Here is a 23483-nt window from a genome sequence, read left to right as displayed (position 1 = left end):
GGATAAGTTATGAGTAATTCTGAAAATATTCTCGACCAGGAAAAAACCTCAACCTGGCGTAAGTCCGATACCACATGGACACTCGGACTGTTTGGCACAGCCATTGGCGCCGGCGTGCTTTTCTTTCCTATTCGGGCCGGTTACGGTGGGCTGATCCCTATCTTGATCATGCTGGTGCTGGCCTGGCCCATCGCGTTTTACTGTCATCGGGCGCTGGCTCGCCTTTGCCTGTCCGGCAGTAACGTATCGGGCAATATTACCGAAACGGTAGAAGAGCATTTCGGAAAAACGGGCGGGGTGGTCATTACTTTTCTCTACTTTTTCGCGATTTGCCCGCTGCTATGGATTTATGGCGTCACCATCACCAATACCTTCATGGCGTTCTGGCAATATCAGCTACTGCTGCCGGCCCTCAATCGCGGCGTGGTGGCGCTGTTGCTGCTGCTGTTGATGGCTTTTGTGATCTGGTTTGGTAAAGACCTGATGGTAAAGGTGATGAGCTGGCTGGTGTTTCCGTTTATCGCCAGCCTGGTGCTGATTTCACTGTCGTTAATCCCCTACTGGAATTCCGCTGTAATCGACCAGGTCAACCTGAGGGATATTGCCCTGACCGGGCACGATGGCATTCTGGTTACCGTGTGGTTAGGCATTTCTATTATGGTGTTCTCATTCAATTTTTCGCCGATTGTTTCTTCTTTTGTGGTGTCAAAGCGGGAAGAATACGAGCCGGAAATGGGCCGGACCTATACCGAAAACAAGTGCAGCCAGATCATCTCCCGCGCCAGCATACTGATGGTGGCGGTAGTGATGTTCTTTGCCTTTAGCTGTCTGTTTACCTTATCACCGCAGGATATGGCGGACGCGAAGGCTCAAAATATCCCTGTGCTCTCCTACCTGGCGAATCACTTTTCCGCCCTGTCGGGTGAGAAGTCCACCTTCTCTACGGTACTGGAATACAGCGCCTCGGTGATTGCTCTGGTCGCTATTTTCAAATCCTTCTTTGGGCACTATCTGGGCACGCTGGAAGGGTTAAACGGATTGATTATCAAATTTCGCTATAAGGGCGATAAAGACGCTGTGTCCAGCCGTAAGCTGAATACGCTGAGCATGGTCTTTATTATGGGCTCGACCTGGCTGGTGGCTTACCTTAACCCCAATATTCTCGACCTGATTGAGGCGATGGGCGCGCCGATTATCGCCTCGCTGCTCTGCCTGTTACCCATGTATGCCATCAGCAAAGTCCCTGCGCTGGCAAAATACAAAGGCCGGGCTGACAACGTTTTTGTCAGCGCGATTGGCTTACTCACCATTTTAAATATCGCTTATAAGTTTTTCTGACCGTCATTCAGTCCTGTTTGACCTGACGTATGCTGTTAGCCAGCGCACGTCAGGTCTTTTCACATCCAATTCAATGCGGTGTTCTGTTGTTAACCGCGGCCGTGCGGCGCATCCCAGTCAAAGGCCGGGCCGACAGAGATCACCCCGTGCGGGTTGATGGTTTTATGGCTGCAGTAGTAGTGATGACGAATGTGAGGCAGGTTTACTGTGTCGGCGATACCCGGCATCTGATAAATGTCGCGCAGGAAACCGCTCAGGTTCAGATAGTCGCTGATACGGTGGCGATCGCATTTAAAATGGGTGACGTAAACCGGATCAAAACGCACCAGCGTGGTCCATAAGCGTAAATCGGCCTCGGTTAACCTGTCGCCAGCCAGATAGCGATGCTGACCCAAGATCTGCTCTACCCGCGACAGTGAGTGGAACAGGGCGGTTACGGCTTCATCGTAAGCGGACTGAGAGGTGGCAAAACCGGCTTTGTACACGCCGTTGTTAATGGTGTCGTAAATCCAGCCATTGAGCGCATCAATCTTCTCTCGCAGGTCAGCCGGATAGTAATCCCCCGCCCGCGCCCCGACTGCATCGAACGCGCTGTTAAACATGCGAATAATATCGGCAGACTCATTGCTGACGATGGTGTTCTGCTGTTTGTCCCATAACACGGGCACGGTGACACGCCCGCTGTAGTCGGCATCCGCATGGAGATAGAGCTGATAAAGAAATTCATTTTGGTGCAGTTTATCGCCAGTTGCATCCGGAAAACTGTCATCAAACGTCCAGCCGTTTTCCAGCATCAGCGGATGCACCACCGAGACATCAATCATGCTGTCCAGACCTTTAAGCTGACGCATCAGCAGGGTGCGGTGCGCCCACGGGCAGGCAAGCGACACGTAGAGGTGATAGCGATCGCGTTCCGCCGTAAATCCGGCTTTGCCGCTCAGTCCTGCGCTACCGTCGGGCGTAACCCAGTTACGCCATGCGGATTCCGAACGCTTAAAGCGCCCACCGGTTGATTTCGTGTCATACCAGGTGTCATGCCAGACACCATCAATTAGCTGACCCATCTTGTCTCCCGTACAAACGATAAAAAGAATATTTCCGACTTTAACCATAGGCGGTTATGGATAACTTCGACAGCGCACCACGTGCGTTGCCAAACATTTCGCCCACCCGCATAAATGCGCGCTATACGGCGAACGGGCCAGAGGCGTAATCGGGCTAAGAATGCCTTATCATGGGGCTGTCTACGGCCTGTAACGAACAAGCCGTCCATCACGCCCGTCCCGCAGGATCAGGCGAAAAAAAGATGAAGGAAAGCGGAATGAAAGCGGTACTCTTTGGTTATCACGAAATGGCCTGTACCGGCCTGAAGGCGTTAATGGATGCCGGATTCACGGTTAGTGCCCTGTTTACCCATGCAGATCCCGCGTCCGGCGCGCAGTTTTACGGCTCCGTCGCCCGCCTGGCTGAGCGCCACAACATCCCGGTTTTTATCACCGAGGATGTCAATACCGCCGAATGGCAAGCCCGCATAGCCAGCCTTGAGGCAGATTATCTGTTCTGCTTCTCTTACCGTCAGGTTCTCAGCGAAGCCATCCTCTCCTCTGTTAAAAAAGGGGCCTATAACGTGCATGCCGCCTTGCTGCCGGCTTATCGGGGCCGTGCCCATCTCAATTGGGTAATTATTAAAGGCGAGACGCAAACCGGTGTGACCCTGCACCGCATGATTAAACGTCCTGATGCCGGCCCGATTCTGGCGCAGAAGGCCGTTGAAATTCATCCACAGGACAATGCCCTGGCACTGCATACCCGACTGGTTGCGACCACGGCGCAAATGCTACCGACCTGGCTTGATGCGCTGGTGGCGGGCGAGCTTACCGAAACCCCTCAGGACGAGCGTGCAGCAAGCTGTTTTGGCAGCCGTAAGCCGGAAGATGGCCAAATTCACTGGCAGGCGCCCGCCCGCGATATCCATAACCTTGTTCGGGCGCTGGCGTTTCCCTGGCCCGGCGCTTTTACATTGGCAGACTCACAGCGATTTACCGTCTGGCAAACCCGCGTTATTGATGCGCGTAAAGCCAGCCAGCCGGGTGAAGTTGTTTCAGTTGCACCGCTGGTTATTGGCTGTGGGCAGGGACAACTTGAAATTCTGCAGGGGCAGTCTGCGGGCGGCGAATCTGTCACGGGCACGACGCTGGCAGGCCAGCTCGGGCTGATTGTCGGGCAGCATCTGGCGCGCTGAGGGCGGCAGATGCATCCTTACCCAGTAAGCGCGTCAGCCAAGCGCCATACCTGAAAGATAGCCGACTGATGCAGACAGCGTCATCGCCAGCAGGCTCCAGAAGCAAATGCGCGTGACGCTTTTCCTGACCGGCGCATCACCGGCTTTGGCCGCCGTCGCGCCCAGAAGCGTCAATGCCAGGAGCGCCGAGACCGCAATGGCGGGCAAGGCGAAGGGGCCGGTGATCAGCATGGCAACGGCGAAGGGTAAAATACTGCCTGAGGCAAAACTGACCGCAGAAAACAGAGCGGCCTGAAGGGGTTTGGCACTGCTGAAATCGGTGATGCCCAGCTCATCTCTGGCATGAGCGGCTAAGGCATCATGGGCCATCAACTGTTCTGCGACCTGACGAGCCAGCTCGGGCGACAGGCCACGCGCCCTGTATATGGCTGACAGCTCCACCGTTTCAGCCGCAAAATCGGCCTCGAGTTCAGCTTTCTCCTGCCGCAGAGAAGCTTTTTCAGTATCTGACTGCGAGGACACCGAGACGTATTCTCCCGTCGCCATCGACATTGCGCCTCCAACAATACCTGCCAGCCCGGCGAGCAAAACATTGTGATGACTGCTGCTGGCAGAAACGACGCCGGCCAGCAGGCTGGCGGTCGAAACGATGCCATCATTCGCGCCCAATACGGCAGCCCGTAGCCATCCGGCGTGTTCAATTTTATGCGATTCACTATGTAGCATCGGGTCTTCCAGTGATAAGCGATTCGTTTAATCAGGAGGGCGACAGCCTGCATGCGTGCCCTGTGCTATTTTTCATAGCGGGATAGCAGGATATGAAGCACGCCCATCGCGCCATGGCTGTAAAAATAAATCTCTACAAAGGTGGTCAGGAATTTATGCCAGTGCAATACCCTACGCGTCAAATCAGGCGTGGCGAGCGACGTACTGTTAAATAAAAACCATAGCCCACCAGAACAGGCGACGGCGATCAACGCGATAACCCCCAAGCCCTGCACCGTCGCGGCTATGCCACCGCCATGTGCCTGTGGGAGTTTCAGGCCGGTCAGCTGTACGACATCGTTTCGAATACCCCGAAAATCCAGCGTGAGCCAGGCGAAGTACCAGCGAAAACCTCGCTGAACCAGCATCCAGATGAGCATGATAACGCCCGCAGCGATCAGCAACAGTCCTGAGAGAATATGTAGCCAGGTTATCAGCGTCTCCAGGCTGTGCTCGCCGAGCGCTTCACGTGCGGTGAAATTGGAATTGATGATCTGCGAAAGGATCAGCACGGCGACCAAAAGATGAAGCCGTCGAAAAAAGGGTGCATCGTGATGGGGAAGCCACTGACCATAAGATACTTTCATAGCGTTGCCAAAAAGAAGAGGGACGGAACGCTATATTTCCATGACTAGATTAGGCTTACCTTAAGCACCAGGTGGGCCGGGACTCTGCGGGATGGGAGGGCATGATCGCTTCAAACCGCCCGGCAAAGGATTTTGATCATAAAAGCAAAACGCACCGGGAGAAAGCAACCGGTGCGTCAGAAAAGCGGTGTAGTCAGGCGTCAGTTAGCGCGCCAGAGCACCCTGAGGTTTTTTGCTGATCAGGCGATCGATACTGTAGGCACCCGGACCTACCAGACCTAACACCAGGAAACCGCCAGCGATAGACAGGTTCTTCATGAACATCAGCTGGTTCACGCCCTCGGCGAAGTTACTGTGAAACAGAAACGCGGTCAGAATCGTAAAGCCAGCGGTAAACAGCGCGGTAAAACGGGTCAGGAAGCCAAACATGATGGCCAGGCCGCCGCCAAATTCCAGCAGAATAACCAGCGGCAGCATGAAGCCGGGCACGCCCATGGCTTCCATATAGTGCTGAGTGCCAGCGTAACCGGTGATTTTGCCCCAGCCTGCAGTAATAAACAGGATAGTCATCAGGATACGGGCGGCTAACAAACCACTGTCTTCGAATTTTTTCATCATCTACTCCAACGCTAAAAGTTTGCAAGGCAGCGATGCCCGCGGTGAATATTCCCGTTAACTGCATGGTTGCAATTGGCCGGGCTGATAGCTGGAGATGATAGTCGCGAGAAGTGACAGTTGTAAGCGATATAAACTGTCGATGTTATTCAGTAAAACTGAAAAAAGAAAAAGCCAGTCGCACTGGACTGGCTTTGGGGGATTCAACGCGGGGGAAGGGCTGATTTAATCATGCGCCAGGTACTCCACAGGCCAAAGCCCCGTTTCGCCCAGCGTAGCAGGCGATTAGGACTGCGAATGGAATAGATAGCTAATGCACTACTGCCAATGGCCAGATAGCGTTTCAGACTCAAAAACGTAAACCAGCCACGATCGTAGGGCGCGGTGATCTCCAGCCAGCTACGCCGCGCGGCACTCAGGTCCAGACGCTGCTGCTGAACCTGTTTCAGCAGTTCATCAATACGCGCTTCACGCTCGCGGCGGCTCATTACCGGTTATCCTCAAGCAGATCACGATCGTTAGCCAGTTCCTTGCGCGTGTGGCGCAGCAGGGTTGACTGACGTGATTTACGCAGTGTCCATAGCCCAAAGATCAACGCCAGCAAGAACAGCACGCCAGTGGTGATGGCAATAGCCATTAAACGATACTGCGCATCAACTGCCCAGATAATCAGCACCATCAGGCTCATCAGGCCAAAAGCCGTGAAGAGCATGGTCAGGCCAAGCATCAACAGCATCTGGATGATATTGGCCTTCTCTTCTTCCAGCTCTACCACTGCAAGACGAACGCGTGTTTCGACCATACCAACCAGCGTGGTGACGATACGCTGACCAATATTGATGACCCCTTTGGCCGGTCCGTGGTTCTGCTGTGAATCCGTCATGATTAACGACGCGAGATCAGCATACCGATGGCAACGCCGATGGCGGCACCGATACCCACGCCATGCCATGGATTATCACGCACATAACCATCTGCTTTCTGCGCCGCTTCGCGCGTAGTCGCCGCCAGGCGCTCACCCGATTCACCTAAACGCTCACGAGAGCTGTCCAGCGCAACGCGCGCTTTGTGACGGAGCTTATCCAGTTCACCTTTGGACTTTTCAGTCCCGCTGCTCAGGACTTCTTCCAGCGTATCCGCCAGGTTTTTCAATTCAGCACGCAAATATTCCGATGATGTGTCTTTAGACATAAAATACTCCTTTAACATCAGTAGATTGAATCCGATTAATAGGGCTCCGCCTGTAACTTCTTAAGCTCCTGGCGTGCTTCTTCCAGCTTGCGTTCGCGTTTTGCAATCTTGTCCTTGTCATGACCTTCGTCGCGCTCTTCCTTGAGTTCGCGCTCACGCTCAGCCACTTTCTCTTTCTGAGCGTTGATTTTTTCCAGATGCGAGGCTTTAAGCTTTTTATCAGTACATCCCGCGCGCACCTCGGTAAGGGCGCGCTCCAGACCGTTCACACGGCGCTGATTGTTGTGCTTCTGAGCCATCTCGATTTCACGCTGAATGTCCTGCTCTTTTTGCTGACACAGCGACTGTGCCGCCATCAGGGAGCCTGAAAGAGAAAACAGCGTGATTCCCAGTAGTAACGTATGTTTCATTCGGCTTTGTACCTTCCATTGTTGCCTGACTTAATTCAGCGCACTGCAAGAACCCTGCGCAGTGCGCTGACAACCCGCCTTAGTTTAAGCATAGACATCAGGTGGAAAAAGTCCAAAGATCACCGATATACAGAGAAACGCTTAGCACAGCCTGAAAGTGCGCTAAGCGTTTAAGAAGGGCGACGAATTAAGCAAGTGAAAGGTGAGCCGCCTGGTCGTGTTGCGCGACGATAAACCCGTCCGGCAGCAATCGACGCAGAACTTTCTGCGCGGCGAGGCTTTGCTCTTCGTTGTCAAAATGAATAATCAACGCATCCCCTGAGGGCGTGATGCTTTTGATTCGAATACCCTGGGCGCTCAGCTGCTGATAGAGATAGAAGCCATCGGGCATCGGGGCACCCGCGTGCGAAACGCGAATCTGCACCACGTTTTCATGGCGCATTAGGCTGGGCATCATGCTGACCGCTACCAGCGCAAATGCCCCGCCAATTAACCAGGGAAGCCAGCGTTTAGGAAAAGCGTGTAAAGGTTTCATGAGCCCTCACCACGCTGGTTTGCGCGGCGTTTACGCCACAGCACAATCAGCGAGCCCACCAGCCCAATCACCAGCAACACCAGCGGCAGCATCATCAGGAAAAACATCAGTTCATCTTCGTAGCGGCGGAAGATCGGCGTTTTGCCTAAGGCAAAGCCCAGAACCGTGAGAATGACGACCCACAGAAAGCCACTCATCCAGTTAAAAAACTGGAAACGGGCGTTGCTTAAACCGGAAAGGCCCGCAATTGTGGGCAGCAGCGTACGCACGAAAGCAATGAAACGGCCAATGAGCAGTGCCGATAAGCCGTGACGGTGAAACAGATTATGTGCACGCTGATGATAGCGGGCAGGAAGGTGTGATAGCCAGTTTTGCACCGTCGGCGTGTTCCCCAGCCAGCGGCCCTGAATATAGCTCACCCAGCAACCCAGGCTGGCGCCGGTGGTGAGGACCAGAATGGTCAGCGGAAAACTCATGGTTCCTTTGGCAATCAGCACGCCCACCAGAATCAGCAGGCTGTCACCGGGCAGGAAAGCGGCAGGCAATAAGCCGTTTTCCAGAAAAAGGATCATGAATAAGACGCCGTAAATTGCCCACACCAGTGTTGGATCGGAAAGCGTTTCATAATCCTGTTGCCACAAGGCATGCAGCAGCGCTTGCAAAATTTCCATCAATCATTCCCGAACATCATCGTTGAACATGTCCCACAGGGACCTCAGCGCAGACTGACATTTTTTATCGATTCTGAGAGCGTAGTCTGAGCAAGCGTTTCTGGATCCTTCCAGAACTGATTGTTAAATCAGCGATTTGATAAGCCCTTATCGCAAAAGGTAAGAAAAGGATGATAACTGTAACAAAAATCAAGCTTCGGAGACAGAACTACTCCTAAACGAACAGGAGTTTTACCCTCTGTATCTCGATGTAAAAAGGAGTTTTACATGTCCTGACACTATTGCAGATTAACTGACTGTTTTTCAGTCAAATTAACGCTGAATCGTATCTGCATCCGGAAGGACAACTGGATTTTCACTGAACATGTAGCGGTCAACATTGAACTCAAAATCGTCGGCGGTGGCGTTAAATAACATCTGCTTAGTATTTTCGAGATGTTGCCACATTGCCAGCTTACTGGCGGCGGGATCTTTGCGGATTAATGCTTTAAGAATCTGATCGTGATCGTCGCACCAGCTTACGATACTGCGCTGATCGATATGCTCATGCAGCTTAAGCCAGTAAGGGTTGTGTAAACGGTGCAGCCACATCTTCTCGACAATCGCGGCCAGGGCGCTGTTTTGCGTCGACTGAGCAATACGAACGTGAAACCTCATATCCCATTCAGAGTCCCTGAAATGGTCCTCCTGTCGCGCTTTCTCCTGAATCGCCATTAAATCGACAATATCCTGACGTGTCACCTGGGTTGCCGCGAACTCGGCAACGTTACTTTCAATAAGCTGGCGCGCCTGCAACAGTTCAAACGGGCCAAAGGCGGCAAACTCTAGCTGGCTGCTGCTTTCGGTGACCCGGTTTTGCTGCTGGCTGGAAATCACGTGAATGCCCGAGCCTTTACGCACCTCAACGTAGCCTTCAACCTCCAGCATGATGATGGCTTCGCGCACCACCGTGCGGCTGACTTCCATTTCTTCAGCGATCAGGCGCTCTGCGGGCAGTTTCTCTCCCACCTGGTAAACCCCGTTTTCAATGCGGCGTTTTAACTCGCTGGCCAGCTGTTGATAAAGTCGACGAGATTCAGTGAGGTCCATGAGGCAATCCAAAGTAACGAGCAGATAAGTTGTTATACCACTTTGCGGCAAGAGAAGAAAAGGGCTGGCACGGGCCAGCCCGCAGGATTAGCTACGTATTGGGGCAGCCTGAGAAGGGGAAGGGGCGGTCTGCAGTTCAGAAATGGGTTTATTTTTTAACACTGTCCAGATCACCACGGCACCGAGCAAGTCGAACACGGCCAGGGCGGCAAACAGTGGGCTAAAGCCTAATGTATCGGCCAGCGCACCGACGACCAGCGCAAACAGGGTGCTGGCTGTCCAGGCTGCCATCCCGGTTAAGCCGTTCGCCGTGGCAACTTCGTTACGGCCAAACACATCGGAAGAGAGGGTAATCAACGCACCAGACAGCGCCTGGTGGGCAAAGCCGCCTACGCACAGCAGCGCGATAGCAATATAAGGGCTGGTAAATAAACCAATGGTGCCCGGGCCGATCATTAAGATCGCGCCCATCGTCACCACCATCTTACGTGACACAATCAGGTTGACCCCAAACCAGCGCTGAAACAGCGGGGGCAAGTAACCGCCCAGGATACAACCGAAGTCGGCAAACAGCATGGGCATCCAGGCGAACAGCGCGATCTCTTTCAGGTTAAAGCCGTAAACTTTAAACATAAACAGCGGAATCCAGGCGTTGAACGTTCCCCATGCCGGTTCAGCCAGAAAGCGTGGCAGGGCGATGCCCCAGAACTGGCGATTGCGCAGGATCTGCAGGGCCGACATTTTGGTGGTGTTGCCGGTTTGATGCTGCAGCTCCTGACCCGAAATAATGTAGTGGCGCTCTTCGTCACTCAGCTTTTTCTGCTGCTTGGGATGCTTATAAAACACCAGCCAGCATAGCGCCCAAATCATGCTCAGTACGCCCGCGATAATAAAGGCCATCTGCCAGCTGTGCGCAACAATCGCCCAGACCACCAGGGGAGGTGCCAGCATCGCGCCGATGGAGGAGCCGACGTTGAAATAGCCCACCGCTACCGAGCGTTCTTTCGCCGGAAACCATTCGCTACTGGCTTTTAGCCCGGCAGGGATCATCGCGGCTTCTGCGGCACCCACTGCGCCGCGCGCCAGGGCCAGACCGCCCCAGCTTCCCGCCAGCGCCGTCGCGGCGCAAAAGATCGCCCACAGCACAGCAAACACCGCGTAGCCCACTTTGGTGCCCAGTAAGTCAAGAACGTAACCTGCGACAGGCTGCATGACGGTGTAGCAGGCAGAGTATGCCGCCACAATATAGGAGTATTGCTGGGTGGTGATATGCAGTTCGGTTTGTAGCGTCGGGGCTGCCACGGCAATCGTGTTACGCGTCAGATAGCCGAGTACCGTACCCAGGGTAACCAGGCCAATCATATACCAGCGTAATCCTTTGATCTTACGCATTCTGTACCTCTTCCAGTTGTTTGCGCGGTCTTACCGCTGTTGTTATCTGGAGCGGGACATCTCGTGATACAGCTCTGCTCACGCCCGCCGGCCCTGCACCAGCGACCGTTATCTGCCTTGCCTTGTGTAAGAAAGTTGTTACCTTGCGGTAAAGCGAGAGCCTAACTTGTTATACAACTTTAAAAGTTGAAAGCCATCACAAAAACCCGCAATAGCTTGTGGGATACTGTAAACAGACGAGAACACAGCCAGTTAGCGCGCTGCGGGCGACAATAAGGTCCATATGGGATGTGATCATCTTGCTTAAATGTGACCTGAGTCGTAAAAAAACCTGCAGTCAGCCAAAATTGGTATGATAACTTTGAGCCATTCAGGGGTCATCCCATAAGGAAGCTTTTTATGTCGCGTTTCATGACCGAGGATTTTTTGCTGGACACTGAGTTCGCCCGTCGTCTCTATCACGACTACGCCAAAGACCAGCCTGTCTACGATTATCACTGCCATTTACCGCCGCAGCAGATTGCTGAAAACTATCGTTTTGCCAACCTTTACGATATCTGGCTGAAAGGCGATCACTATAAGTGGCGGGCGATGCGGGCTAACGGTGTGGCAGAGGCGCTGTGCACCGGCGACGCCAGCGATCGGGATAAATTCAATGCCTGGGCGCGCACCGTGCCGCAAACCATTGGCAATCCGCTTTACCACTGGACGCATCTGGAGCTGCGCCGTCCCTTCGGCATTACCGGCGTGCTGCTGTCCGAAAAAACGGCTGATGAGATCTGGCAGCGTTGCAACGATTTACTGGCGCAGGACGCTTTCACCGCGCGCGGCATCATGCAGCAGATGAACGTTAAGATGGTCGGGACCACCGACGATCCGCTGGACGATCTGACACATCACCGCGTATTGGCAGAAGACAGCAGCTTCAAGGTGAAGGTGTTGCCAAGCTGGCGTCCGGATAAAGCCTTTAATATCGAAGCCGACACCTTCCTGCCGTGGATTGAAAAACTGGAAAGCCTGACCGATATCAGCGTGCAGCGCTTTGATGATTTACGTCAGGCGCTGAGCAAACGTCTGGATCACTTTGCGGCACACGGCTGCAAGATTTCCGACCATGCGCTGGACGTCGTATGTTATGCCGATGCCGATGAAACCACGCTGGACAGCATTCTGGCGCATCGTCGCGGAGGCGCAAAGCCGGATGCCCAGGGGATTGCCCAGTTTAAAACCGCAGTGCTGGTATGGCTCGGGGGGGAATATGCTCGTCGCGGATGGGTGCAGCAGTACCATATCGGCGCGCTGCGCAATACTAACCAACGCCAGTTCCAACTTCTGGGCGCAGATGTAGGCTTTGACTCCATCAACGATCAGCCCGTCGCCGAGCCGCTGGCCCGCTTACTCGGTGCGCAAAACCTCAATAACGCCTTGCCTAAAACCGTCCTCTATTGTCTGAATCCGCGGGATAATGAAGTGCTGGCGACCATGGCCGGAAATTTCCAGGGCGAAGGCCAGGCCGGGAAAATGCAGTTTGGTTCCGCCTGGTGGTTTAACGATCAACTGGATGGCATGCAGCGCCAGATGACGCAGCTGGCGCAAATTGGCCTGCTGAGCCGCTTCGTCGGGATGTTAACCGACAGCCGCAGCTTCCTTTCTTATACCCGTCATGAATATTTCCGTCGTCTGCTGTGCCAGATGATTGGCCGCTGGGTCGAACAGGGCGAAGCGCCTGCAGATGAAGCGCTGTTGGGCCAGATGGTACAAAACATTTGCTTCAACAATGCCCGTGACTATTTTGGCATTGAGCTGGGAGCCTGACCATGAAGCGGCTAAACCGCCACGACTTTCCCGGCGCGGTCTACCACGATCGCGTGATTCAGTTCGGTGAAGGTAACTTTCTGCGTGCCTTTATCGACTGGCAACTTGACTGGCTCAATGAACATCAGGGCACAGACGCCGGTGTGGTGGTGGTCAGGCCGCGTAATCGCGACGTTAGCGACAATCTGAATCAGCAGGACGGTCTGTATACCACGCTGATCCGCGGGCTGAATGCGCAGGGGGAACAGGTGAGCGAAAGCCGCCTGATCCGCAGCCTGAACCGTGAGATTCAGCCTTACCAGCAGTTTGACGATTTTATGGCGCTGGCACGTCAGCCTGCTATGCGGTTCGTTTTCTCCAATACCACCGAAGCCGGCATCGCGTTTACCGAAACGGATCGCTTGGACGATCGGCCTGCATCCAGCTTTCCGGGCAAGCTGACGCAACTGCTGTGGGCGCGTTACCAGCATTTCGACGGTGATAAAGAGAAAGGCTGGCTCATCGTGCCCTGTGAGCTGGTCGATCACAATGGCGATATGCTGCGTGAACATGTGCTGCGCTATGCCGATCTCTGGCAACTGCCCAGGGAATTTCAACGCTGGGTTGATACGCGCTGCGCATTCTACAACACGCTGGTGGATCGCATTGTAACCGGCTTCCCGTCCGAGAGCGCCACGCTTGAAACCCAACTGGGCTATCAGGACCGTTTTCTGGTGGCCGGTGAAGTTTATTATCAATTTGTTCTTCAGGGGCCAGCTGCGCTGTTTGACGAACTGAAGCTTGCCGCACTGGCGCCGCATGTCCGCCACGTTGACGATATTGCCCCGTACAAAGCGCAAAAAGTCGCGATTCTGAACGGCGCTCACACGGCCATGGTGCCGGTTGCGTATCTGGCGGGGCTGGAGAGCGTAGGAGAGGCGATGGACGATGAGCAAATCTCGGCGTACGTGGATGCGCTGCTGCGCAAAGAGATTATCCCCACGCTGGATTTGCCCGCTGATGAGCTTAACGCTTTTGCCGATGCGGTACTGCGTCGCTTCCGCAATCCGTTTATTCGCCATGCACTGCTTTCCATCGCCCTGAATGGCATGACCAAGTTCCGTACGCGCTTGCTACAACCTTTGCTGATGTCGCATGCGAAAACAGGGCAGTGGCCACAGCACCTGACGTTTGCGCTGGCAGCCCTGATTGCGTTTTATCGCGGGGAATCGGCGGATAAAAGCTGGCCTCTGCAGGATGAGCCGCACTGGCTGGAACGCTACTCAGAGGGCTGGGCCGCCGTGGCAGCAGAGCAGATCTCTCCTTTAGCGTTGGTCAGTCGCGTATTAAGTGATGCCGAGCACTGGGGACAAGATTTAACACAGCAACCCGGCCTGGCCGAAACGGTCAGCCAGCACCTGCAACGCATCCTCGCGCACGGTATGCGTGACGCGCTGAGCCAACGGAGATAACCATGCAAGACGCCATAAAAATTCATCCGCAGGACAATGTTGCCGTGGCGTTGCATGATATGGAAGCCGACACCACGATTGAACTCGCCGCCCAGCCCGTCACGCTGCTTCAGGACGTGGGACGGGGGCACAAGTTTGCCTTGCGCGCCATCGGCAAGGACGAGTTGATCATAAAATATGGGTTGCCGATTGCGCATGCGACTCAGGCCGTTGGGGCAGGGGAGCTGATTCATTCCCACAATGCGCGCACCAATCTTAGTGACCTGGATCACTATGAATATCAGCCCGACCAGATTGCGTCAGCCACCCAGCCAGGCGACCGTGAGGTACAACTTTACCGTCGTGCCAATGGTGAGGTTGGCATTCGCAACGAGCTGTGGATCTTACCCACCGTCGGCTGCGTGAATGGCATTGCGCGACAGATTTTACAGCGCTTTCTGAAGGAGACGCAGGATGCCGCCGGTACAGACGGCGCTTTTCTGTTTAGTCACACCTTTGGCTGTTCGCAGCTGGGCCAGGATCATGACAACACCCGCACCATGCTACAAAACATGGTGCGCCATCCCAATGCCGGCGCGGTGTTGGTCATCGGCCTGGGCTGCGAGAATAACCAGGTGGATGTGTTTCGTGAAACCCTGGGCGCGTTTGAAAGCGATCGCGTTGAGTTTATGGTGTGCCAGCAGCACGACGATGAAGTGGAAGCCGGACTGGAACGGCTGCACGCACTCTATGAAAAAATGCGTCACGATCGCCGCTCGCCCGGCACACTCAGCGAGCTCAAGTTCGGTCTGGAATGTGGCGGTTCCGATGGCTTCTCAGGCATTACGGCGAATCCGCTGCTGGGGCGCTTCTCCGATCAGATGATCGCCAACGGCGGTACCACGGTACTGACGGAAGTGCCGGAGATGTTTGGGGCCGAACGGATTCTGATGGGCCGTTGCCGGGATCGGGCTACCTTCGACAAAACCGTGTCGATGATTAACGACTTCAAACAGTACTTTATCGATCATCATCAGCCCATCTATGAAAACCCGTCACCGGGTAATAAAGCAGGCGGTATTACCACGCTGGAAGAGAAGTCACTCGGCTGTACACAAAAGGCGGGGCAAAGTCAGGTGGTGGACGTGCTCAAGTATGGTGAACGTCTGACAACGCCGGGCCTTAACTTGCTCAGCGCGCCGGGGAACGATGCGGTGGCGACCAGTGCGCTGGCCGGTGCGGGCTGCCATATGGTGCTGTTCAGCACCGGGCGCGGCACGCCGTACGGCGGATTTGTCCCTACGGTCAAGCTGGCCACCAACACGCCGCTGGCCGAAAAGAAACCGCACTGGATTGATTTCAACGCCGGAAGGCTGGTCGAAGGCATGAGCATGGACGCGCTGTTAGCCGACTTTGTTGACACCATCGTGGCGATTGCCAACGGGCAATTAACCAACAATGAAAAGAATGATTTCCGTGAGCTGGCTATTTTTAAAAGCGGCGTGACGCTGTAAACGCAAGGGCGGCATGTCTGCCGCCCTTTTTCACTGTGTTTCCTTACCCTGCCGTTAAGGCTTAGTCGGCTTCTTCTTATCGTTCTTGTGATTCACCCAGGCGTTGATCATCAGGGTTGAGGCAAGAATCGCGCCCACGACGCCCAGCGATATCGCCACCGGGATATGGTAAATATCGACAATCAGCATCTTGATACCGATAAACACCAACACGACAGCCAGGCCGTATTTCAGCATTGAGAAGCGTTCCGCGACGTTAGACAGCAGGAAGTACATGGCGCGCAGGCCCAGAATCGCAAACAGGTTTGAGGTCAGAACGATAAAGGGATCGGTGGTGACGGCAAAGATGGCCGGGATACTGTCGACGGCAAAGATCACATCACTTAATTCGACCATGATCAGTACCAGCAGCAGCGGTGTCGCAAACAGTACGCCGTTCTTGCGGGTAAAGAATTTCTCCCCTTCCAGCGTGTCGGTCATGCGCAGGTGTTTACGCAACCAGCGCACCACCGGTTTGTCGCCCACCGCCGCATCATCCTCTTTCGCCATCGCCATTTTGATACCGGTAAACAGCAGGAAGGCACCGAAGATATACAGGATCCAGCTAAACTGCGTGACCAGCCAGCTACCCGCGAAGATCATGATGGTACGCAGCACGATAGCGCCCAGTACACCGTAGATCAGCACACGACGTTGCAGGTTGGCAGGAACAGAGAAGTAGCTGAACAGCATCAGCCAGACGAAAACGTTATCGACCGCGAGGGATTTTTCCAGCACGTAGCCGGTCAGGAAAGCCAGCGTCTGACTGGTTGCGACTTCGCGTCCGGCGGTGCCGTCCAGATACCACCAAAATGCAGCACTGAACAGGAGCGAGACGGAAACCCAAATCAGCGACCAGACCGCAGCCTGTTTAAAGGACATGGTTTGCGAACCGCGACGACCCTGTAAGAACAGGTCAATCGCCAGCATGATAACTACTACAACCGCAAAACTGCCCCAGAGGAGTGGCGTACCTACAGTTTGCATAATCGTATCCTGTCTGAAAAATAAAAAAACGGCTGAAGTCAGAAGACGTCAGCCGCTTATTCAGTGTAAGCAAACCTCGCCTTCCGGCAAGGTCTCACTTACAACTCAGGAATTGATTCTGGGTTGCCTGATGACCGGATGCGTGCGCAACGTAGTGACGATCAATCAGCTTACAAGTTACTCCCCTTTGCAAGCGGGTAAGTTACGTGGCTGGCGCTCAGGAATCAATCATTGCCAGTCATATTTTGAAATATTTACATTCAGGATGCATCGGCCGGAAAAACGACGCCCGTCTGACGTCGGATCTCGGTGAGTAATCCGGCCACGCAACGAGAAACCGCCAGCGCCGGATGGCTGACATGGCGCTGTTCAACCAGCCGCACAAAGGTCTCTGCTTCATACAACATGCTGTTGATATGCTGCGGCTGGGTTAACGCCTGTTTATCCCCTTCACGCGGGATAAAGGTCACTGACTGGCACTCAGCGATGCGGTTTATCACCAGCGATCCCGCCTCACCCTGAATTTCACTGGCCAGCACGGAGTCACTGACCTTGGAGTGCACAATCGTGACATCAAACTCACCATAATTGAGGATCACCGTGCCGTGCGCATCGACGCCGCTTTCCAGCAGGGTGGCGGAGGCGTTAACCTGCTGCGGCTCGCCCCATAGCGTGACGGCCAGCGCCAGGCAATAGTAACCGATATCCATGATGGAGCCGTTGGACCAGCGGGGATCGAAAGTATTAGGCCGCTCGCCATTCAGGTAACGCGGATAACGAGAGGAATACTGGCAATAGTTCAGCAGCGCCTTGCGCAGTGTGCCAGTCTTTGCCAGCCCCTGTTGCAGTTGAATAAAGTTCGGTAAGCTGGCGGTTTTAAAGGCTTCAAACAGCACGACCTGATGCCGGAAGGCGCAGGCGATCATCGCCTCAGCTTCCTGCAGATTCGAGGCCAGCGGCTTTTCGCAAATCACGTGTTTACCCTGCGACATAAACAGCATGGCCTGCTGACAGTGCAGGGCGTTGGGGCTGGCGATATACACGGCATCGATTTCAGGATGGGCGGCCATGGCCTCCAGCGACGTAAAAAGCTGGTCGCAGGGATAATCATGACGGAATGCCTCTGCCTGCTGCAGAGTGCGCGAATAGACGGCACAGAGCGTCATCTTGCCGGTTTCATGTGCCGCTTCAATAAACTGACGCGTAATCCAGTTGGTTCCCACAATGGCAAAGCGAATCACAGTTAGCCTCCTGCACAGATAAAAACGCAGAGTAGCATCTGAAACCGGGCAGGCAACGCCAGACGTTGATCCTGAGATCTCCATTCCAATAATATGTCTCGATAACGCACGTTAAGCACAAGACGGGGAGCGCAGGTGAAAGGAAGTAAACATGCACTAAACTGGACCACATTGCTTATCGCCATCCCGGTTGGCTGTGCGGCGTCGTTAGTTACCTTGTTATTTCGTGAAACGATCGAGTTTATCAATCAGTTGCTGTTTGGCCGCAGCAACGACATTACCGAATCTCTGCATCTCTGGCCCTGGATATTCTGGCCGGTTCTGGTCGGTGTCGGCGGACTGCTGGCGGGATTCTTCCTGCGCTATGCGGTGGCAATCGAGCAGCAGCAAACCGTAAAAACAGATTATCTGGAAGTCATCAACGCGCGCCTTGATGTCGTGCCCACCAAAACCTCGCTCTTCCGGGCACTGTCGTCGATAGCCAGTATTGGCAGCGGCGCGTCAATCGGTAAAGAAGGCCCAATGGTTCAGCTTGCCGCCCTGTGCGGCAGCATCATTGGGCGCGTGTTGCCCGGCGCGTTGCAGTTAAAAAACAGTGACGTCGTCGCCATGGCCGCCGCCGCCGGTCTTTCGTCGGTTTATCATGCGCCGCTGGCGTCGGCTATCTTCGTGGCGGAAATTGCTTTTGGCATGTCGGCTTTACAACGGCTGATTCCGCTGGTGGTGTCGTCCGCTGTGGCGGTTATGACCATGTGGACGTTAGGCTTTCGTAATGCGCTGTATCCGCTGGCCGATGTCAGCTTCACGATGGATAGTTACAGCCTGCTGATTACCATCCTGATCGGTTTACTGTCTGGTCTGGCCGGCTTACTCCTTATTCGGCTGATTGCGCGCGCTAAAACGCTGTTCAGTCGGGTCAAGTCCTTGCCGTTGCGCCTTGGGGCAGGGGGATTTGCCGTGGGCCTGCTGGCGCTCATCTCAACCGATATCCTCGGGAATGGCTACGAGGTGATTGTGAAGGTGATGGCGGGTCATTATCTGCTGTCCGGGTTACTGCTGCTACTGGTGTTAAAAACCCTGGCGACTACTCTTTCCGTGGGATCCAATGCGGTGGGCGGGCTGTTTACGCCGTCCCTGCTCATTGGCGCGCTGCTGGGCATGGTCATTGCACTCGGCGGCGTGGCGCTGCATCTTCCGCTAGATAACGTTTTGCTGTTCGCCGCCGTAGGCATGGCGGCGGTGCTGGCTGCCGTGAGTCAGGCTCCCCTGATGGCGATGCTGATGGTGCTGGAAATGACGCTCAACAGTAGCTTGCTGTTCCCGGTCATGATCGCTTCCGTGCTGGCGACAATGGTGGTTTATCGCCTGCAAATGGCAAGTACCTATCCGGTCGTGACTCACCACTTCAACCGCTCTGAAGCCAAATATGACTTCGATAATATGCGCATCAGCGAGCTGATTATTCCGGGCGCGGCGCTCCAGCCTGAAGCGTCGGTGGGCGAAGCGCTGGCGGTGAGTTCGCTTAAGCGCGAACGCTATGTTTATGTGATCAACGCGGAAGGTGCATTCCTGGGCGTGGTCTCGATTCATGAGATATCGCGCAGGGTGCTGGCACAGGAGATTAATCTGGACTCGCCGGTGCAGTGCGTGATGGATCAGGATTTCCCGGTCGCCTATCAGAATCAAAGCCTACGGGAAGGGTGGGAAGCCTTTGCGGCCGTGACGCTGGAACGCTTGCCGGTGCTGAATAACCCGCAGGAGCGCCGTTTCCTGGGGGCGCTCACCAAAACCAGCCTGATTCAGCAAGCGCAGCAGTTTCTCTAAGCTGCGTTGCCCCGCATCGCCTGTTCCGTCATCCACAGGCGCGCATCGAATTCGAGCTGGTGGTAGTCCGGCTCCATATGGCAGCACAGCTGATAGAACGCCTTGTCGTGGTTTTTCTCTTTCAGGTGTGCCAGCTCATGCACCACGATCATGCGTAAAAAGGGTTCGGGCGCCTGGCGGAAAAACGTCGAAATACGGATCTCGGCTTTGGCCTTCAGGTTGCCGCCCTGCACGCGGGAGATGGCGGTGTGCAAACCCAGCGCATGCTTCATCACCTTAATCTTGTTGTCCCATACCACCTTATTGATCGGCGGAGCATTTCGCATGTAGCGGTTTTTCAGCGCCAGTGTGAAGTCGTACAGCGCCTTATCACTCACTCTGTCATGCATATCAGGATAGCGCTGTTGCAGCACCGGGCCTAAACGCTGGCGATCGATAAGGGTCTGCACCTGCTCAAGGATGGACTCAGGATAACCCTGAAGATAGATAAGTGAGGACATTAGAGATTCCCGGCGAAAGACAGTATACTGCGCCCCCTTTTTGGGGCGAAAATCAACCAAAGTGTACCACGCCGGAGAATTCATGAGCCAACTTGAACTGAACGATCGCGCACTAACCCTGCATCGTTTCCCGCAGATGCGTGACGAGAGTCCGTTACAAGCCTGGGATGCCGCTGATGAATATCTGTTGCAGCAAAGCCTGCCATCGGGTCCGGCGTTGATTTTTAACGACAGTTTCGGGGCGTTAACCTGCGCGCTGCATTCGCGTCCGGTGTGGCATATTAGTGATTCCTGGCTGAGCCAGCAGGCAACGCGCCAGAACCTGCGCCTGAATGCGCTGGATGACAGCGACGTCCATTTCCTCGACAGCCTCTCTGACTTACCGGCGGCGCCCGCACTGGTGTTGATTAAAGTTCCTAAAACGCTGGCCCTGCTGGAGCAGCAACTGCGTGCGGTGCGTCAGGTGATTACCCCGGAAACCGTAGTGCTGGCGGCGGGGCGTGCGAAAGAGATTCATACCTCCACGCTGCAACTGTTTGAACAGATCATTGGTGAAACCAAAACCTCGCTGGCCGTAAAAAAAGCGCGGGTGATATACAGTCAGTTCACCCAACCCGCGCTGCGTGAAAAAGCGCCAACGCAGGTCTGGCCGCTGGACGGAACGCCTTACCAGATTCACAACCATGCCAACGTGTTTTCCCGATCTTCTCTGGATATCGGTGCGCGCTTGTTCATGCAGCATCTGCCGGAAAATATTGAGGGCGAAATCGTCGATCTGGGCTGTGGCAATGGCGTTATCGGGCTGATGGCGCTGGCGCAGAATCCTGAGGCAGAGGTGCATTTCCTTGATGAGTCTTATATGGCAGTGGCCTCCAGCCGGTTAAACGTTGAGGTCAACCGCCCAGACGATCTGTCGCGCTGCCAGTTCCGGGTCAACAACGTGCTCAGTGGCTATCCATCCGATACCTTGCATGCCGTGCTCTGTAATCCACCCTTCCACCAGCAGCACGCGGTCACCGACCACCTGGCCTGGCAGATGTTCCGCGATGCGAAACGCTGCCTGCAATATGGTGGAGAACTGCGCATCGTTGGCAACCGCCACCTTGATTACCACCACAAGCTGAAAAAGCTGTTCGGTAACTGCACGCTGGTGGCCTCCAACAAAAAATTTGTGGTGCTGCGCGCCGTAAAAATGCGTTAACTAAAGCGTTAACGCCAGTGCGGTGGCCTGGGCGATTGCCCGACGGGCATCCAGCTCTTGCGCCACATCGGCCCCGCCAATTACCTGCACCGGTTTGCCGTTTGCCCGCAATGCCGCTTCCAGTTCGCGTTGCGGCTCCTGACCGGCGCAGATAATCACATTATCAACCGGCAGGACAAGCGGTTCGCCGTCGCGTTTGATGTGTAGTCCTTCATCATCAATCGCCAGATACGTAATCCCGCCCCACATTTCAACGCCGCGTGACTGCAGGCTGCTGCGGTGGATCCAGCCGGTGGTTTTCGCCAGCGTTGCGCCGGGCTTGCCCGCCTTACGCTGAAGCAGCCAGATTTGGCGAGGGGATGGCAGCGGCGCGGGGGCGATCAGACCTCCGCGCTGCGTCAGGCTGTGATCGATGCCCCATTCACGATAAAAGTCGTCCACCGTTTCGGTCTGATGCGGTTGAGAAAGGTATTCTGCCGTATCAAACCCGATCCCGCCTGCGCCAATGATCGCCACGCGCTGCCCAACCGGACGTTTATCCGCCAGCACATCCAGATAGCTCAGCACGCTGGGATGATCGATACCGGGAATCTCTGGCGTGCGGGGTTTAATGCCGGTTGCCAGGATAACCTCATCGACGTCAGCCAGCATAGCGGCGCTGACCACCCGGCAACCTGTTTTAATGACCACGCCTGCCGCAGGTAAACGATGACGAAAATAGCGCAGGGTTTCGCTGAACTCTTCTTTGCCAGGGATCTGACGGGCGATATTGAACTGCCCGCCGATGTCTGGCGCGGCATCATAAAGTGTTACCTGATGCCCCCGTTCTGCCGCCTGCAACGCAAACGCCATGCCCGCCGGTCCGGCACCGACCACGGCCAGCCGTTTAGCTGCGCGCGTCGGCGTAACGGGCATCAGGGATTCATGGCAGGCGCGGGGGTTAACCAGGCAGGAGGTCACATGACCGGCAAAAATCTGGTCCAGACAGGCCTGATTACAGGCGATACAGGTGTTGATGCTGTTGTCATCCCCCCGCTGCGCCTTGCTGACAAAGGCAGCATCGGCCAGAAAAGGTCGCGCCATCGACACCATGTCTGCACAGCCATCCTGTAATAGCTGTTCGGCCACCTGCGGGTGGTTGATACGGTTAGTCGCCACCACCGGCACCGCGACGTGCTGACGCAAACGGCGCGTGACCCAGGCAAAGGCGGCGCGGGGGACGCAGGTAGCAATGGTTGGAATTCGCGCCTCATGCCAGCCAATGCCGGTATTAAACAGCGTCACACCGCAGCGTTCCAGCTCGCTGGCCAGCTGCAGCGTCTCTTCTAACGTGCTGCCGTGGTGAATTAAATCCAGCATCGACAGCCGGAAGATAATAATAAAGCGGTCGCCAGTGGCCGCGCGTACCGCACGAGTAATTGCCAGGGCAAATTGCATGCGCCCGGTAAAATCACCGCCCCAACGATCCTGGCGCTGGTTGGTATGCTGCACCAGAAACTGGTTAATCAGATAACCTTCGGAACCCATGATTTCCACACCATCGTAGCCCGCCTTCTGGGCGAGCCGGGCACAGTGGGCGAAATCGGCAATGGTCTGTTCAACCTCGGCATCGCTCAGTTCACGCGGAGTAAAGCGATTGATGGGGGCCTGTATCGCAGAGGGGGCAACCAGATCGCGCTGAAAGCTGTAGCGGCCCGTATGCAATATCTGCAGGGCGATTTTCCCCTCATGCTGATGCACCGCGGCGGTAATCTGTCGGTGCCAGTCACACTGTGCGTCGTCATTCAGTACGGCACCGTGTTCGGCGGTCACGCCCTGGGGATTCGGTGACACGCCGCCTGTGACGATCAGCGCCACGCCTTCCCGTGCCCGCTCGCCGTAGAATGCCGCCAGCCTGGCCGCGCCATCTTCACGCTCTTCAAGGCCCGTATGCATTGACCCCATCAGAAAACGGTTTCTGAGCTGAGTAAAGCCCAGATCGAGCGGGGTGAATAAAGCAGGATAGTGGGAGGGCAGCGCTGTCATAATCACTCACAGATAAAGTGGTCGGATGAGTTAGCTTCAACCATTTCTATGTTAAAAAAAAGTGAAATGGCA

The 23483-nt window shown here is 55.0% G+C and carries 23 protein-coding genes; 7 read left to right on the top strand and 16 right to left on the bottom strand.

Features of this window, described 5'->3' with window-relative positions; translation table 11 throughout:
• Positions 1–9 precede the first annotated feature (9 nt).
• Positions 10–1338, top strand: a complete 1329-nt coding sequence (tdcC, locus tag EL29_RS15590; RefSeq protein WP_028715840.1) for a threonine/serine transporter TdcC — start codon at positions 10–12, stop codon at positions 1336–1338.
• A gap of 89 nt (positions 1339–1427) precedes the next feature.
• Here tdcC and EL29_RS15585 read toward each other — a convergent pair whose 3' ends face one another.
• On the bottom strand, positions 1428–2402 hold the full coding sequence (locus EL29_RS15585; protein WP_014604930.1) for a glutathione S-transferase family protein: 975 nt from the start codon (positions 2400–2402) through the stop codon (positions 1428–1430).
• Between the two features lie 257 nt (positions 2403–2659).
• Here EL29_RS15585 and EL29_RS15580 point away from each other — a divergent pair, with 257 nt between their 5' ends.
• The gene (locus tag EL29_RS15580) at positions 2660–3580 is read left to right on the top strand and encodes a formyltransferase family protein (protein WP_080695300.1); all 921 of its coding nucleotides are present in this window, start codon (positions 2660–2662) and stop codon (positions 3578–3580) included.
• A gap of 33 nt (positions 3581–3613) precedes the next feature.
• Here the strand turns inward: EL29_RS15580 and EL29_RS15575 are convergent, their stop codons facing one another.
• The 11 genes from EL29_RS15575 to EL29_RS15525 form a co-directional block, all read right to left on the bottom strand.
• Positions 3614–4306, bottom strand: a complete 693-nt coding sequence (locus EL29_RS15575) for a VIT1/CCC1 transporter family protein (protein ID WP_013027336.1) — start codon at positions 4304–4306, stop codon at positions 3614–3616.
• Between the two features lie 65 nt (positions 4307–4371).
• Entirely contained in the window at positions 4372–4932 is a 561-nt protein-coding gene (locus tag EL29_RS15570; protein WP_014604932.1) for a cytochrome b/b6 domain-containing protein, read from the bottom strand.
• A 204-nt stretch (positions 4933–5136) separates the two neighbouring features.
• Complete coding sequence (locus EL29_RS15565; protein ID WP_024471122.1) at positions 5137–5547, bottom strand: DoxX family protein; 411 nt, start codon at positions 5545–5547, stop codon at positions 5137–5139.
• Between the two features lie 203 nt (positions 5548–5750).
• Complete coding sequence (locus EL29_RS15560) at positions 5751–6035, bottom strand: YqjK-like family protein (protein ID WP_028715839.1); 285 nt, start codon at positions 6033–6035, stop codon at positions 5751–5753.
• Complete coding sequence (locus tag EL29_RS15555) at positions 6035–6430, bottom strand: phage holin family protein (protein ID WP_013027332.1); 396 nt, start codon at positions 6428–6430, stop codon at positions 6035–6037. Before EL29_RS15555 ends, EL29_RS15560 begins: the two co-directional genes overlap by 1 nt.
• A gap of 2 nt (positions 6431–6432) precedes the next feature.
• Complete coding sequence (locus tag EL29_RS15550) at positions 6433–6738, bottom strand: ElaB/YgaM/YqjD family protein (protein ID WP_014604934.1); 306 nt, start codon at positions 6736–6738, stop codon at positions 6433–6435.
• A gap of 35 nt (positions 6739–6773) precedes the next feature.
• On the bottom strand, positions 6774–7148 hold the full coding sequence (locus tag EL29_RS15545) for a DUF1090 domain-containing protein (RefSeq protein WP_013027330.1): 375 nt from the start codon (positions 7146–7148) through the stop codon (positions 6774–6776).
• 187 nt (positions 7149–7335) lie between these two features.
• Positions 7336–7683, bottom strand: coding sequence for an EnvZ/OmpR regulon moderator MzrA (gene mzrA / locus EL29_RS15540; RefSeq protein WP_013027329.1), 348 nt, complete (start codon positions 7681–7683; stop codon positions 7336–7338).
• On the bottom strand, positions 7680–8354 hold the full coding sequence (locus tag EL29_RS15535) for a DedA family protein (RefSeq protein WP_014594688.1): 675 nt from the start codon (positions 8352–8354) through the stop codon (positions 7680–7682). Before EL29_RS15535 ends, mzrA begins: the two co-directional genes overlap by 4 nt.
• A gap of 312 nt (positions 8355–8666) precedes the next feature.
• Positions 8667–9443, bottom strand: coding sequence for a transcriptional regulator ExuR (exuR, locus tag EL29_RS15530; RefSeq protein ID WP_014594687.1), 777 nt, complete (start codon positions 9441–9443; stop codon positions 8667–8669).
• Between the two features lie 87 nt (positions 9444–9530).
• Complete coding sequence (locus EL29_RS15525) at positions 9531–10835, bottom strand: MFS transporter (protein ID WP_013027326.1); 1305 nt, start codon at positions 10833–10835, stop codon at positions 9531–9533.
• Positions 10836–11234: 399 nt separating this feature from the next.
• Between EL29_RS15525 and uxaC the strand changes: the two genes are divergently transcribed.
• The 3 genes from uxaC to EL29_RS15510 are packed head-to-tail and all read left to right on the top strand — an operon-like array spanning position 11235 to position 15594.
• Positions 11235–12650 carry a glucuronate isomerase gene (gene uxaC / locus EL29_RS15520; protein ID WP_028715838.1) on the top strand — a complete coding sequence of 472 codons (1416 nt, stop codon included), beginning with the start codon at positions 11235–11237 and terminating at the stop codon, positions 12648–12650.
• Positions 12651–12652: 2 nt separating this feature from the next.
• A complete protein-coding gene (locus EL29_RS15515; RefSeq protein ID WP_028715837.1) occupies positions 12653–14101 on the top strand; it encodes a tagaturonate reductase in 1449 nt (482 codons plus the stop codon).
• A 2-nt stretch (positions 14102–14103) separates the two neighbouring features.
• The gene (locus tag EL29_RS15510) at positions 14104–15594 is read left to right on the top strand and encodes a UxaA family hydrolase (protein ID WP_028715836.1); all 1491 of its coding nucleotides are present in this window, start codon (positions 14104–14106) and stop codon (positions 15592–15594) included.
• 54 nt (positions 15595–15648) lie between these two features.
• Here EL29_RS15510 and EL29_RS15505 read toward each other — a convergent pair whose 3' ends face one another.
• Positions 15649–16620: a TerC family protein gene (locus EL29_RS15505; RefSeq protein WP_028715835.1), complete on the bottom strand. Its 972-nt coding sequence runs from the start codon at positions 16618–16620 to the stop codon at positions 15649–15651.
• Between the two features lie 260 nt (positions 16621–16880).
• The gene (locus EL29_RS15500; protein WP_015699456.1) at positions 16881–17861 is read right to left on the bottom strand and encodes a Gfo/Idh/MocA family protein; all 981 of its coding nucleotides are present in this window, start codon (positions 17859–17861) and stop codon (positions 16881–16883) included.
• A 135-nt stretch (positions 17862–17996) separates the two neighbouring features.
• Here EL29_RS15500 and EL29_RS15495 point away from each other — a divergent pair, with 135 nt between their 5' ends.
• Entirely contained in the window at positions 17997–19685 is a 1689-nt protein-coding gene (locus EL29_RS15495; protein WP_013027320.1) for a chloride channel protein, read from the top strand.
• Here the strand turns inward: EL29_RS15495 and EL29_RS15490 are convergent.
• Entirely contained in the window at positions 19682–20185 is a 504-nt protein-coding gene (locus EL29_RS15490) for a M48 metallopeptidase family protein (protein WP_014604939.1), read from the bottom strand. The two genes, EL29_RS15495 and EL29_RS15490, sit on opposite strands and share 4 nt — an antisense overlap.
• Before the next feature lie 82 nt (positions 20186–20267).
• On the opposite strand from EL29_RS15490, the gene rlmG reads away from it, so the two are divergent.
• Positions 20268–21386: a 23S rRNA (guanine(1835)-N(2))-methyltransferase RlmG gene (rlmG, locus tag EL29_RS15485; protein ID WP_014594681.1), complete on the top strand. Its 1119-nt coding sequence runs from the start codon at positions 20268–20270 to the stop codon at positions 21384–21386.
• On the opposite strand, the gene EL29_RS15480 is transcribed toward rlmG, so the two are convergent.
• A complete protein-coding gene (locus tag EL29_RS15480; RefSeq protein ID WP_028715834.1) occupies positions 21387–23411 on the bottom strand; it encodes an NADPH-dependent 2,4-dienoyl-CoA reductase in 2025 nt (674 codons plus the stop codon).
• Between the last annotated feature and the right edge of the window lie 72 nt (positions 23412–23483).

The sequence above is a fragment of the Pantoea ananatis LMG 2665 genome (assembly GCF_000710035.2).
Classification (GTDB): domain Bacteria; phylum Pseudomonadota; class Gammaproteobacteria; order Enterobacterales; family Enterobacteriaceae; genus Pantoea; species Pantoea ananatis.
This window is presented reverse-complemented; position numbering and strand designations above follow the sequence as displayed.

What these genes read in the sequence shown, in the direction of transcription:
- tdcC (WP_028715840.1), top strand. Translation starts at nt 10, where the DNA reads ATGAGTAATTCTGAAAATATTCTCGACCAGGAAAAAACCTCAACCTGG.
- EL29_RS15585 (WP_014604930.1), bottom strand. Translation starts at nt 2,402, where the DNA reads ATGGGTCAGCTAATTGATGGTGTCTGGCATGACACCTGGTATGACACG.
- EL29_RS15580 (WP_080695300.1), top strand. Translation starts at nt 2,660, where the DNA reads ATGAAAGCGGTACTCTTTGGTTATCACGAAATGGCCTGTACCGGCCTG.
- EL29_RS15575 (WP_013027336.1), bottom strand. Translation starts at nt 4,306, where the DNA reads ATGCTACATAGTGAATCGCATAAAATTGAACACGCCGGATGGCTACGG.
- EL29_RS15570 (WP_014604932.1), bottom strand. Translation starts at nt 4,932, where the DNA reads ATGAAAGTATCTTATGGTCAGTGGCTTCCCCATCACGATGCACCCTTT.
- EL29_RS15565 (WP_024471122.1), bottom strand. Translation starts at nt 5,547, where the DNA reads ATGAAAAAATTCGAAGACAGTGGTTTGTTAGCCGCCCGTATCCTGATG.
- EL29_RS15560 (WP_028715839.1), bottom strand. Translation starts at nt 6,035, where the DNA reads ATGAGCCGCCGCGAGCGTGAAGCGCGTATTGATGAACTGCTGAAACAG.
- EL29_RS15555 (WP_013027332.1), bottom strand. Translation starts at nt 6,430, where the DNA reads ATGACGGATTCACAGCAGAACCACGGACCGGCCAAAGGGGTCATCAAT.
- EL29_RS15550 (WP_014604934.1), bottom strand. Translation starts at nt 6,738, where the DNA reads ATGTCTAAAGACACATCATCGGAATATTTGCGTGCTGAATTGAAAAAC.
- EL29_RS15545 (WP_013027330.1), bottom strand. Translation starts at nt 7,148, where the DNA reads ATGAAACATACGTTACTACTGGGAATCACGCTGTTTTCTCTTTCAGGC.
- mzrA (WP_013027329.1), bottom strand. Translation starts at nt 7,683, where the DNA reads ATGAAACCTTTACACGCTTTTCCTAAACGCTGGCTTCCCTGGTTAATT.
- EL29_RS15535 (WP_014594688.1), bottom strand. Translation starts at nt 8,354, where the DNA reads ATGGAAATTTTGCAAGCGCTGCTGCATGCCTTGTGGCAACAGGATTAT.
- exuR (WP_014594687.1), bottom strand. Translation starts at nt 9,443, where the DNA reads ATGGACCTCACTGAATCTCGTCGACTTTATCAACAGCTGGCCAGCGAG.
- EL29_RS15525 (WP_013027326.1), bottom strand. Translation starts at nt 10,835, where the DNA reads ATGCGTAAGATCAAAGGATTACGCTGGTATATGATTGGCCTGGTTACC.
- uxaC (WP_028715838.1), top strand. Translation starts at nt 11,235, where the DNA reads ATGTCGCGTTTCATGACCGAGGATTTTTTGCTGGACACTGAGTTCGCC.
- EL29_RS15515 (WP_028715837.1), top strand. Translation starts at nt 12,653, where the DNA reads ATGAAGCGGCTAAACCGCCACGACTTTCCCGGCGCGGTCTACCACGAT.
- EL29_RS15510 (WP_028715836.1), top strand. Translation starts at nt 14,104, where the DNA reads ATGCAAGACGCCATAAAAATTCATCCGCAGGACAATGTTGCCGTGGCG.
- EL29_RS15505 (WP_028715835.1), bottom strand. Translation starts at nt 16,620, where the DNA reads ATGCAAACTGTAGGTACGCCACTCCTCTGGGGCAGTTTTGCGGTTGTA.
- EL29_RS15490 (WP_014604939.1), bottom strand. Translation starts at nt 20,185, where the DNA reads ATGTCCTCACTTATCTATCTTCAGGGTTATCCTGAGTCCATCCTTGAG.
- rlmG (WP_014594681.1), top strand. Translation starts at nt 20,268, where the DNA reads ATGAGCCAACTTGAACTGAACGATCGCGCACTAACCCTGCATCGTTTC.
- EL29_RS15480 (WP_028715834.1), bottom strand. Translation starts at nt 23,411, where the DNA reads ATGACAGCGCTGCCCTCCCACTATCCTGCTTTATTCACCCCGCTCGAT.